Annotated in this window: 11 protein-coding genes and 1 tRNA gene; 6 read left to right on the plus strand and 6 right to left on the minus strand. The window is 67.7% G+C overall.

Translation table 11 applies throughout. The annotated features are described in order from the left end of the window. The coding region (locus BSZ14_RS17895; RefSeq protein ID WP_139330522.1) for an OmpA family protein at positions 1-365 on the plus strand (365 nt) is incomplete at its 5' end. A 480-nt stretch (positions 366-845) separates the two neighbouring features. Here BSZ14_RS17895 and pncB read toward each other — a convergent pair. After that, positions 846-2150 (minus strand): nicotinate phosphoribosyltransferase, encoded by a 1305-nt coding sequence (pncB, locus tag BSZ14_RS17900; protein ID WP_076711946.1) that lies wholly within the window; start codon positions 2148-2150, stop codon positions 846-848. 161 nt (positions 2151-2311) lie between these two features. On the opposite strand from pncB, the gene BSZ14_RS17905 reads away from it, so the two are divergent. Both BSZ14_RS17905 and BSZ14_RS17910 read left to right on the plus strand, forming a co-directional pair. Then, entirely contained in the window at positions 2312-4393 is a 2082-nt protein-coding gene (locus tag BSZ14_RS17905; protein WP_241823827.1) for a DUF3857 domain-containing protein, read from the plus strand. Between the two features lie 64 nt (positions 4394-4457). Then, entirely contained in the window at positions 4458-5048 is a 591-nt protein-coding gene (locus tag BSZ14_RS17910; RefSeq protein WP_076711947.1) for an NADPH-dependent FMN reductase, read from the plus strand. Here the strand turns inward: BSZ14_RS17910 and BSZ14_RS17915 are convergent. Both BSZ14_RS17915 and BSZ14_RS17920 read right to left on the minus strand, forming a co-directional pair. Further along, positions 5045-5755, minus strand: a complete 711-nt coding sequence (locus BSZ14_RS17915) for a VIT1/CCC1 transporter family protein (RefSeq protein ID WP_076711948.1) — start codon at positions 5753-5755, stop codon at positions 5045-5047. The two genes, BSZ14_RS17910 and BSZ14_RS17915, sit on opposite strands and share 4 nt — an antisense overlap. A gap of 93 nt (positions 5756-5848) precedes the next feature. Then, positions 5849-5938: transfer RNA gene (locus BSZ14_RS17920), tRNA-Ser, on the minus strand. A gap of 165 nt (positions 5939-6103) precedes the next feature. Between BSZ14_RS17920 and BSZ14_RS17925 the strand changes: the two genes are divergently transcribed. Further along, entirely contained in the window at positions 6104-6868 is a 765-nt protein-coding gene (locus BSZ14_RS17925; RefSeq protein WP_076711949.1) for a DUF1134 domain-containing protein, read from the plus strand. A 180-nt stretch (positions 6869-7048) separates the two neighbouring features. Here the strand turns inward: BSZ14_RS17925 and BSZ14_RS17930 are convergent, their stop codons facing one another. Both BSZ14_RS17930 and BSZ14_RS17935 read right to left on the minus strand, forming a co-directional pair. Next, positions 7049-7450, minus strand: a complete 402-nt coding sequence (locus tag BSZ14_RS17930) for a hypothetical protein (protein ID WP_076711950.1) — start codon at positions 7448-7450, stop codon at positions 7049-7051. Beyond that, on the minus strand, positions 7447-8766 hold the full coding sequence (locus tag BSZ14_RS17935) for a dihydroorotase (RefSeq protein ID WP_076711951.1): 1320 nt from the start codon (positions 8764-8766) through the stop codon (positions 7447-7449). Before BSZ14_RS17935 ends, BSZ14_RS17930 begins: the two co-directional genes overlap by 4 nt. Before the next feature lie 47 nt (positions 8767-8813). Between BSZ14_RS17935 and ygfZ the strand changes: the two genes are divergently transcribed. Then, positions 8814-9575, plus strand: coding sequence for a CAF17-like 4Fe-4S cluster assembly/insertion protein YgfZ (gene ygfZ, locus BSZ14_RS17940; protein ID WP_076711952.1), 762 nt, complete (start codon positions 8814-8816; stop codon positions 9573-9575). Positions 9576-9588: 13 nt separating this feature from the next. Here the strand turns inward: ygfZ and BSZ14_RS17945 are convergent, their stop codons facing one another. Continuing rightward, a complete protein-coding gene (locus tag BSZ14_RS17945) occupies positions 9589-10110 on the minus strand; it encodes a PilZ domain-containing protein (protein ID WP_076711953.1) in 522 nt (173 codons plus the stop codon). A gap of 212 nt (positions 10111-10322) precedes the next feature. On the opposite strand from BSZ14_RS17945, the gene BSZ14_RS17950 reads away from it, so the two are divergent. Further along, positions 10323-10829 (plus strand): hypothetical protein, encoded by a 507-nt coding sequence (locus tag BSZ14_RS17950; protein WP_076711954.1) that lies wholly within the window; start codon positions 10323-10325, stop codon positions 10827-10829. Positions 10830-10983 lie beyond the last annotated feature (154 nt).

The raw sequence follows: 10983 nt of genomic DNA on the forward strand, positions 1-10983 counted from the left end.
CCGTGCCGTGCTCGCCGGGTCCGTTCATCGTGTTCTTCGAGTGGAACAAGTCGGACATCACCCCGGAAGCAGCGTCGATCCTCGACAACGCGATCACCCAGTACCAGAGCTGCGGCAATGCCCGCGTGATGGTTGCAGGCTTCACCGACACGTCGGGTACGCCGAAGTACAACATGGGTCTGTCGCAGCGTCGTGCCGACGCGGTGAAGGCGTACATGACCTCGCACTCGATCCCCGATGGCTCGATCGCCACGGAAGCCTTCGGCGAACAGCGCGACAAGCTGCGCGTTCAGACCGCCGACGGCGTCCGCGAGGTCCAGAACCGTCGCGTCGAGATCACCTACGGTCCGGGCGCTGGCCAGTAAGCCACGCTCAACCCAGGTTGATTGCGAAAAGAGGGAGGTCGGCGAAAGCCGGCCTCCTTTTTTGTTGTCCGGAATGCGAGGCGGGCTTTCGCAAGCCTCATGAGACGAGCGTCACCGCGCCCACCATGCCGAAGTGGTGGCGTATCGACCGCCCCGATTCCTTATTCCGTCGTCCCTCACAAAGGGTCGCGCAGATATGCCCTTTATAAAATCAAGGGCATAGAGTGGGATGAGATCAAGCTGATCCACCCCTCCCCTTCAGGGGAGGGGCAGGGGGTGGGGCGCTTCCGCAGGCGCCCTGCCTGTGCCGATGCCCCACCCCAACCCCTCCCCTGAAGGGGAGGGGCTTGCCTTGAGGCGACCTTCGTTAATGCCGCTCCCAGCGGCACTGGGTGAGGGGCAGGAGGCATTACGGATGTCCGTCCATCCCGGCGTGCCGATCCAGGGTTCGGACCGCCCCTGCCAGCCCCGGCTACTCCGTCACACCCGGACCGCCTTGGCGTGGCGCCCGTCCTGCCCGAAGATGCGCAGATAGCGTTCGATCTCGGCCGGATCGCCGGTCGCCTTGGCGGGGTTGTCGGACAGCTTGACCGCCGGATGCCCGTCCGCGCTGATGACCTTGGCCACCAGCGAGATCGGCTCCAGCCCGGCCGCGCCCGCCGGATCGCAGTCGCGGAAGTCGTTGGTCAGGTTGGTGCCCCAGCCGAAGCTCATCCGCACCCGGCCATGGAAATGGCGATAGGTCGCCTCGATGCTGTCGACGTCCATCCCGTCCGAAAAGATCAGCAGCTTGCGGCGCGGGTCGCGGCCATGCGTCTGCCACCAGTCGATGATCTGCTCGCCCCCCTCGATCGGCGGCATCGAGTCGGGGCGAAAGCCCGTCCAGTCGGCGAGCCAGTCGGGCGCGTTGCGCAAGAAGGCCGTGGTCCCGAATGCGTCCGGCAGCGCGATCAGCAGGTTGCCGTCATACAGCGCCTGCCACTCCTCCAGCACCCGGTAGGGCGCCGCCGCCACGCCCGCATCGTCGGGGGCGAGCGCGGCCATCACCATCGGCAGCTCATGCGCGTTGGTGCCGATCGCCTCCAGGTCATTGTCCATCGCCAACAGCACGTTGGACGAGCCGATGAACCGGTCTCCCAGCCCTTCCTTCAGCGCCTCGACGCACCAGCGCTGCCACAGAAAGCCATGCCGCCGCCGCGTGCCGAAGTCAGAGAGAACCAGGTCGGGCAGGGCGCGTAGGCGTTCGACCTTGTCCCACAGCTTGGCCTTGGCACGGGCATAGAGGATGTCGAGCTCGAACCGCCCCTTGCCCTTCAGGGCCGCCCGCGAGCGCAGTTCGTTGACGATGGCCAAAGCGGGGATTTCCCACATCGTCGTCTCGGCCCAGGGGCCATCGAAATGCAGCTCGAACTGCCCGTCGACGGTGCGCAGCTCATAGTCCGGCAGTTGGAAGCGGGCGAGCCAGTCGAGGAACTCGGGCGAGAACATGCGTTGCTTGCCATAGAAGCTGTTGCCCGCCAGCCAGATCAGCTCCTTCTTGCCGAAGCGAAGCGAGCGCGCATGGTCGAGCTGTTCGCGCAGTTCCGCTTCGTCGATCACTTCGGCCAGCCGGACATGCTTGCTGCGGTTGATGAGCGAGAAGGTCGCCGTGACCTCCGGGTGGAGCCGCCGGATCATCTGCAGCATCAGCAGCTTGTAGAAATCGGTATCCAGCAGGCTGCGCACGACCGGGTCGAGCCGCCAGCCGTGGTTATAGACGCGGGTGGCAATGTCGGTGACGGGCATGGACGCTCCCCCAGGATCATGGGCCAAACTCAGCCGTGGGTCCCCGGCGATGCACCAACGCCGGGACAGGAGCAAGCGCATGGCGCGCCTTGCGTCCGCCGCGCTTTTGGCCACTATGGCGGCCTTCCGGGGAGGATGGGGGAACTATGAGGTTGCGTGGCGTGAGGGCGATCGCCCCGGCATGGGTGCTGGTGTCGATGCTGGCGGCGGGCGGCGTCGAGGCCCGGAATGCGGGGAAGCAAGAGGCCAGACAGGCGGGGCGGCCCGTGGCGGCCCCGCGCGGCCCGCAAACGGGGCCGGTCCCCGCCTGGGTCACGCGGTCCGAACCGCTGGCCGTGCCCGGCGATGTCGGCGGCCCGATCTTCATGCGCCGACAGGATGTCGTGGCGCACATCACCGACCAGGGACAGGCCCAATATATGGGCTATCGCATCAAGATCCTGCAATCCAACGCGCTGCAGATCGGCAATATCGCCATCGCCTGGGACCCGGCGGCGGGACCGCCGATCGTCCACGCCATCCATGTCATCCGCGACGGCCAGACGATCGATGCGATGAAGGCGGCCGCGTTCGAGGTGCTGCGCCGCGAGGACAAGCTGGAGGAGGCGATGCTGGACGGCACGCTGACCGCCGTGCTGCGCGTGCCCGACCTGCGCGTCGGCGACGAGCTGGAGGTCGAATGGACGACCTTTGCCAGGGATCCGACCATGGGCGGCAAGGCGTCGGGCCTGCTGGTGCTGGCCGCCAGCCCGGCGCCCGGCCGCTATCATCTGGGACTGAACTGGGATGCGGGGCACAGGCCGCAGTTGAAGATCAGCCCGGACATGACCCCCGCGCTGAAGATGCAGGATCAAGGCGTCGACTTCCACTTCGACAATCCCGCGACACTGACCCCGCCCAAGGATGCGCCGCCGCGCTATCAGTGGCAGCGCATCGTCGAATATAGCGATTTCGGCGACTGGCCCTCCGTGTCCCGCCATTTCGCCCCGCTCTATACCCAGGCGGCGACGCTCGCGCCCAACTCGCCGCTGCGCCAGGAAGCGGCGCGGATCGCCGCGGCGAGCCCCAAGCCGCTCGACCGGGCGGCCGCCGCGCTGAAGCTCGTCCAGCAGGATGTCCGCTACATCTATGTCGGGCTGAACGGCGGCAACCTGACCCCCGCCTCGGCCGACGAAACGTGGCAGCGTCGCTATGGCGACTGCAAGGGCAAGACCGCACTGCTGCTCGCCCTGCTCCGCGAACTGGGGATCGAGGCGGAGGCGGTGCTCATCAATTCCAACGCCGCCGATGACGGCTTCGACCAGCGTCTGTCGGGGCCGCAGCTTTTCGACCATGTGCTGGTCCGTGCGCATATCGATGGCGCAACCTATTGGCTGGACGGAACGATGCCCGCCGTCGTGCCGCCCGCCGCGCGGCCGGTCTTTCCGGTGCAATGGGTCCTGCCGCTGACCACGCGCGGCGAGTCGCTGGAAAAGCTGAACCGGCCGCTGGCCAGCGTGCCCGACGAAACGACGCTGTACGACATCGACACGCGGGCCGGGTTCGACAAGCCCGCCAGAATCACCTCCACCACCATCACGCGCGGCGTCGCGGGGCTTCAGCAGCAGGCGCAGTTCTCGGCCGTGACGCCGGGCCAGATGCTCGACGCCTTTCGCCAGCAGCTGACCGGCGATTTCTGGCAGGCGATCGACAGCGTGCAGTGGCGTTACGACCAGGCGGCACAGGCCGGTATCCTGACGATCACGGGCACCGGCACGATCGACTGGGACAAGGATGATGATGGCGGCCGCTCCTTCGCGCTGCCCGGCGGCGGCTTCAGCCCGCCCGATCGTCGTCTGCGCAGTGCCGATCAGCGGGCGGACGTGCCCTTCTATTCGAAGCCCGAATATAGCTGCCACGTCACCACGGTCCGCCTGCCCATGGGCACCGAGGCGAAGCAATGGTCGTCCAAGCCCGGTTTCGACACGATGATGTTCGGCCGCCATTACCGGCGCGCCTGGGAGATGCGCGACGGCACCATCCGCATGGTCCGGGGTTCGCGCGTCGAACAGCCCGAGATCGATGCCGCCATGGCGGCGCGCGACAATGGCCGGATCGACGCGTTCGACAACAGCATGGCCTGGATCTTTTATGCGCCGAAGGGGACAAAGCCCGGCGTCGGACAGGGCGAGACGGTGCCCGCCAGCTATGACCATGACTGGGTCGCCGATCCCGCGCCGTGCATGCCGACCGCCAAGGGATGAGGCGGGCGGGATCGCCACCGCGCCCCTCGCGTTGTGCAGGGGCCAGCTTTTGGGGAGACATTGGATGGCCGACCATATCCTGATCTTCTACGGCTCCTACCGTTCCGACCGGCAGGGCATCAGGCTGGCCGATTATCTGGTCCGGTCGTTCCGCGAACGGGGTGCGAAGCCCGAGCTGATCGATGCCAAGGCGGTCGGGCTGCCCATGCTGGACCGGATGTACAAGGAATATCCCGCCGGCGAAGCGCCCGAGGCGATGGAGCAGCTCGCCGCCAAGATCCGCGCCGCCGATGCCTTTGTCTTCGTCACCGGCGAATATAATTGGGGGCAGCAGCCGGGGCTGAAGAACCTGACCGATCACTTTCTGGAGGAATGGTATTGGCGCCCCGCCGCCATCGCCAGCTATTCGGCCGGACGGCTGGCGGGCGCGCATGCCAGCGTCGCCTGGCACGGGACGCTGAGCGAAATGGGCATGGTCGTGGTGTCCAGCACGCTGACCGTCGGCGGCATCGGCCAGACGCTGGATGCGCAGGGACAGCCGACCGGCGAGGGCGGGGCCGCGCTGTCCCGCAGCTTTCCACGCTTCGCCGACGATCTCGCCTGGTGGACCCAGGCCGCGCGGAACCAGCGGGCGAAGGTCGCCCCGCCTTATTAGATAACCGTGCCGGTCAGCGTCCCGATCAGCGCGGTCACGCCCATCGCCAGCGCGCCCAGCAGCACGACGCGCACGATAGCGCGCACGACCGGTGCGCCGCCCGCTTTTGCGCCCAGCGCGCCCAGCACCGCCAGCAGGACCAGCGCCGTCGCGGGCGTCAGGTAGAGGACCCAGGACTGCGGCGACAGCGCGGCGGCCAGCACGGGCAGGATCGCCCCGGCGCTGAACGCCCCCGCCGAAAACAGCGCCGCCTGAAGCGGGTTGGAGCCGCCGTCATCGGCCAGCCCAAGCTCGTCGCGGCGATGCGCGCCGAGCGCGTCATGCGCCATCATCTGCTCGGCCACCTGTTGCGCCAGGCCCGCCTCGACCCCGCGCTGTTCGTAGATCGCGGCGAGTTCCCGCGTTTCGGCCAGCGGCGCACGGACCAGCTCGGCGGCCTCGCGCGCCAGATCGGCCTGCTCGGTATCGGCCTGCGAACTGACCGAGACATATTCCCCCGCCGCCATCGACAACGCCCCGCCGACCAGCGCCGCGATCCCCGCCACCAGCACGGCACCCGCCGTCGCACCGGGCGCGGCCGCGACGCCGACGATCAGGCTGGAGACCGAGATGATGCCGTCATTGGCCCCCAGCACGGCGGCGCGCAGCCAACCCGTGCGGTGAACCAGATGCTGTTCGCCCATGGCATGGATGGTGGTCTGGCTCATAGGATGTCCTCAGGCATGCCGGACGCGCAGGATCCGGGGCGGCGGGGCAGGCCCGTCCGGGCGGTGGATCTAATGTCGGGAAGCGGCGCAATATGGCGGAGACGGAGGGATTCGAACCCTCGGTACGGTTTCCCGTACGACGCTTTAGCAAAGCGTTGGTTTCAGCCACTCACCCACGTCTCCGGCTGCGGCGAGGTGCGGCTATAGCGGGGCCGGTGGAGGCAATCAACCGGGTCTGGGCGGGATTTTATCAGGAAAATCGACTAATCCTCATTTCGTCATTCATTGCGCCGCAAGCTGCGGGCTGGTTAACGTGGTCAATCGGTTCGCCGGGGGAGTTGAGAATTCATGCGTATCGTCTGTCTGGGCCTGTCATGGCGTCTGTCGTTGCTGGCTGGCCTGGCCCTGGTCGCCACCGCGCCGGTTGCGGCGCAGGTCCGCACGATCGACCCCAATCAGGGTATCGACAGCGACCTCGGCACCCAGCCTTCCCGCCCCGCGCCCCAGCAGAGCGCGCCGCCCCAGGATGACGCCCCGCCGGTCCAGTCGACCCCGCCCGTACAGCAGCCGCCGGTCACGCCGATCCCCGGCACCCCCGATTCGCGCGCGACCCAGACGACGCAGGCCGCCGATACGTTCGAGCGGGACGACCTGATGGCGGCGGGTGAGGGCGTGTTCGGCAAGGGAGCCGAGGGGCTGGCGGGCATCATCGAGCGAATCCTGCGCGAACAGGGGCGGCCCAACGCCTATATCGCCGGGCGCGAGGCATCGGGCGCGTTCGTCGTCGGCCTGCGTTATGGCTCGGGCGTGATGACCCATAAGGTCGAGGGGCAGATGCCGGTCTATTGGACCGGGCCGTCGCTGGGCTTCGATATCGGCGGCGACGCGAACAAGGTGTTCGTGCTGGTCTATAACCTCTACGACACCGAGGAGCTGTTCCACCGCTTCCCGGCGGCCGAGGGGCGGCTGTATTTCGTCGGCGGGTTTGCGGCGACGTATTTGCGGCGTGGCAATGTCGTGCTGATCCCGGTGCGGCTGGGCGTCGGTTGGCGCGCGGGCGTCAATGTCGGGTATATGAACTTCACGCACAAGGCGCGGTGGTTGCCGTTCTGATTTCGGCCTCGGGGTGAGGGTTTCCCTTGGCCTTCGACTTCGCTCAGGCTGAACGGGGGTGGGGTTGCGTCCTGGACTTTTCCCACAGCCGTTCAGGCTGAGCCCTTCGGCTGGCTGGCAAGCCAGCCGCTCAGGATAAACGTCGACGCATGACGCCGACGTCGAAGCCCACGCCCCCTCCTATCCGCGTATCAGCAACCGATAAGGTTCACTCACCGCGATTACCGGCACGTCCCACGGATGTGCCGCCAACAACGCATCGGCCAGCGCTTCCACATCCGCCTCTGCATCGTATATCGCGGTCAGGATGACGGTCGGCGACCAGCTCGCCTCTCCCACCGCGCCCAGCGTCGGCACCGCGCCATCGCCCGGCCGGAAGCCCTCATAGCCGAGCGCCAGTTCGACCACCTCGCGATATCGCCCGAAATCGCCGAGCGGGGCTGTGCGCAGGATCGCCAGCAGCGTGGCGGCGGTGGAATCCTCTTCCACCGCCGCCGGATTGCCTGCGACCAGCGCCGCAAGCGTGGCGGGCGCGACCGGGCAATAGACCCGGATGTCCCGCACCCACCGCGTGCCGCTCATCCGAAGTCGACCGCCTCGAAGCGAATCGGCTGGCCGGTCGGCGCATCGGCGAGCTGGTCCTCCCACATCGCCACCTGGCCGCGCACGATGGTGCCGATCGGCTTGCCGGTCAGCTCCATGCCGGTGAAGGGCGACCAGCCGCACTTGGACTGGAGCCACTGGTCTTCGATGGTCCAGCGCTTCTTGAGGTCGACGATGGTGAAGTCGGCGTCGTAACCGGCCGCGATCCGCCCCTTGCCGACGATGCCGAAGATGCGCTGCGCCCCCGCGCTGGTCAGTTCGATCACGCGCTGGAGCGACAGGCGACCGTTCGCCGCATGGTCGAGCAGCAGCGGCAGCAGCGTCTGCACACCCGGCATCCCGCTGGGGCTGCCCGGATAGGGCTTGGCCTTTTCCTCCAGCGTGTGCGGCGCATGGTCCGAACCGATGACGTCGGGCACGCCCTGGTTCAGCCAGTGCCACAGCCCGTCGCGATGCGCGCCCGAGCGGATCGGCGGGTTCATCTGCGCCAGAGTGCCGAGGCGCGGATAGGCTTCCTCACCCGCCAGCGTCAGATGCTGCGGCGTGACCTCGCAGGTCGCGATGTCCTTGTGCTGCGCGATATATTCCAGCTCGGCGGGCGTGGTGACGTGCAGGATGTGGATGCGGCGATTGGCCGCGCGCGCCAGCCGCAGGATGCGACGGGTGGCGAGAAGCGCGCTCTCGTCGTCGCGCCAGACCGGGTGTGAGGACGGATCGCCCTCGATCCGCTCGTTGGCGCGGGCGTTCATCCGGTCCTCGTCCTCGGCATGGATCGCGACGCGGCGATGACCCGAGGCGAGCACTTCGGCCAGCCGCGCATCCTCGGAGACCAGCAGGTCGCCGGTTGAGGCGCCCATGAAGATCTTCACGCCCGCCGTGCCCGGCATTCGCTCCAGCTCGGCCAGGTCGCGGGCATTATGGTTGGTTGCGCCCACGTAAAAGGCGTGGTCGCAGAACATCGTTTTCGCGCGGGTCAGCTTGTCGGTGATCGCCTCGGCCGAATCGGTATTCGGCTTGGTGTTGGGCATCTCGAAGACGGCGGTGACGCCGCCCATCACCGCCGCGCGGCTGCCGGAGGCCAGGTCCTCCTTGTGCATCAGGCCAGGCTCGCGGAAATGCACCTGGCTGTCGATCACGCCGGGCAGGATGTCGAGGCCGGTGCAGTCGATCACCCGACCCGCATCACCGCGTGCGCCGATTTCCACGATCCGGCCGTCGCGCACGCCGACATCGGCGCGGACGGGGCCGCCGGGGGTGTGGACGGTGCCGCCGGAGAGAAGCAGGTCGAAGGTCATGGCAAACGGGCCTTTCGCATAGGGTCACGCCCTCCTACCTTGCGGTCATGACCGATGCCACCCCAACAGCCATCGCCGCGACGGCCGCCGCGACGACCCTCTCCGATCGCCGCCTGATCCGGATCGCGGGCGAGGATGTGCGCGGTTTCCTGCAAGGGCTGGCGACGCAGGATGTCGCGGGCCTGACGCCGGATGCCCCGCGCTGGGCCGCCCTGCTGACGCCGCAGGGCAAGGCGCTGTTCGACTTCTTCCTGTGGGCCGAGGGCGAGGCGGTGCTGATCGATGCGGAAGCGTCGCAGGCCGAGGCACTGGCGAAGCGGCTGGCCATGTACCGCCTGCGCCGCGCGATCACGATCACGCCGGTCGAGGGACTGGCCGTCCATTGGAGCCGCAATGCCGAGGGGCGCCCCCATGATCCGCGCCTGCCCGAACTGGGCCATCGCTGGCTGGCCCCGGCGGGCGAACCGGCGAGCGGTTGGACCGCGCACCGGCTTTCGCTGGGCGTGACCGAAGGTGTCGGCGAGCTGGGCTCGGGGGAGACGCTCTGGCTGGAATGCAATGCGCGCGAACTGAACGGCGTCAGTTTCACCAAGGGCTGTTATGTCGGGCAGGAAAACACGGCGCGGATGCACCACCGCTCGAAGGTCAATCGACGGTTGGTCGTGGCTCCCCTGGGCGAGGCGGGCGACCGGACCCGTGCAAGCTACCCGGAACTGGGCCTGATGGTCGAGCATCGCCGCGTCGAGGCACTGGGCGACGCGATCCGCCCCGACTGGCTGGCGGCGACGCTGCAGGCCGATCAGGACTGACCGATGCTTCGGATTATCGGGACAGGGCCTGGGTGATCTGCGCGGCCGGCGCGGCCAGGATATGGCCGACCCGGATCGCGATGGTCGCCGCGGCGACCAGTCCGAAAAGGCCCAGGGCACCGAATTGCATCGCCTGCGACAGGGAGCGGCTGCGCTCCATTCGCCGGGCGGCGTCGATTTCCCTCGCCATGGTCTGGCGCAGGGCGGCGCGATCCTTGCTGCGACGCGTGCCGGTCGGCCGGGCCTCCAGGCGGGGCTCGTTGACCAGCGCATCGGCGCTGATGACATCCTGCGTGCGGACGCCCGAGAATCGGTCGCGCCGCCAGACGACGCGGCCGATCACCACCTGGCGACCGCGCCGCAGGTCCAGATATTCGCCCGGCGCCAGCGGATCGTCACACGCGATCATCATGCCCCGGGACGAGATATTGTGGATGCACGCATCGCCCCAGCCCCGGACGGACTTGATCCGACAGGGGATCAGAACCTGTCGGCGCGCTTCGCGGTTTTTATAGCCCGGTCCGGACCGCCCCATGGCAGTTTCCCTGCTCCGAATTCGATGAGTTTTTCGTTCATAGGGGACAGAGGGAAATAAAGGATGAATCGGTTTTCACCAATGTATGGTGTGTCGGGCGTGGCTGCATCGGCAATCGTCCTGGTCGCAGCCTGTCGCCATGGGGAACGGGAAAGGCATGACGCGCCCGACCTTTTCGGATAGCTTCGCCATAGAGAAACCGAGGAGAGGTCATGCCGAAGATCGGTGTTGCGCTTGCCCTGTTGGGCGCGTCGTCATCCGCCCTGGCCGCAACCCCCCAGCCCTATAGCTGGGGCAGGCCGGGTGCTTCGCGGGAGGCTTTCGATGGCGGCAGCCGGGCCTGCATGTTGCAAGCCGCCCGGCGCGACGTGGCCGGGGACGGGGCGACCCAGCGTTACGTGCGCGGCGCGCGCGTCCTGGACCGCGAAGCCAATACGCCCCCGACGGTCCCGACCGACGACATCTTCGCGCAGAGCGAGAGGCAGGTTCTGCTTCGCCGGATGTACAGTCCGGACAAGCAGGTCGATGCGCTCCAGGCCACGCTGCAAGGCGAAGTGGACCAGTGCCTGGTCCGGTCCGGCTATGTCCGCTTCGCCCTGACCCGCGAACAGGCGCGGATGCTCAAGCGCTATCCCCCCGGCACCGAGCAACGGCGCACCTATCTCTACGCGCTGGGCAGCGACGCCCGGATCGTCGAGGCGCAGAAAGTCACCGACTGACCCTTGCGGCACCTTGCCAGCATCGGACGGTGTCGTTCATGATAAGCCACTGATTGAACAGGCAAACATGCCTGGCGAACACGGGAGAGCATCATGGGGCACGCCGATCGTCGGACCATCATCGCGGGGCTGGGGGCGGGACTGGCCCTGGCGG

The sequence above is a fragment of the Sphingomonas sp. Sph1(2015) genome, from assembly GCF_001970915.1.
GTDB lineage: Bacteria > Pseudomonadota > Alphaproteobacteria > Sphingomonadales > Sphingomonadaceae > Sphingomonas > Sphingomonas parapaucimobilis.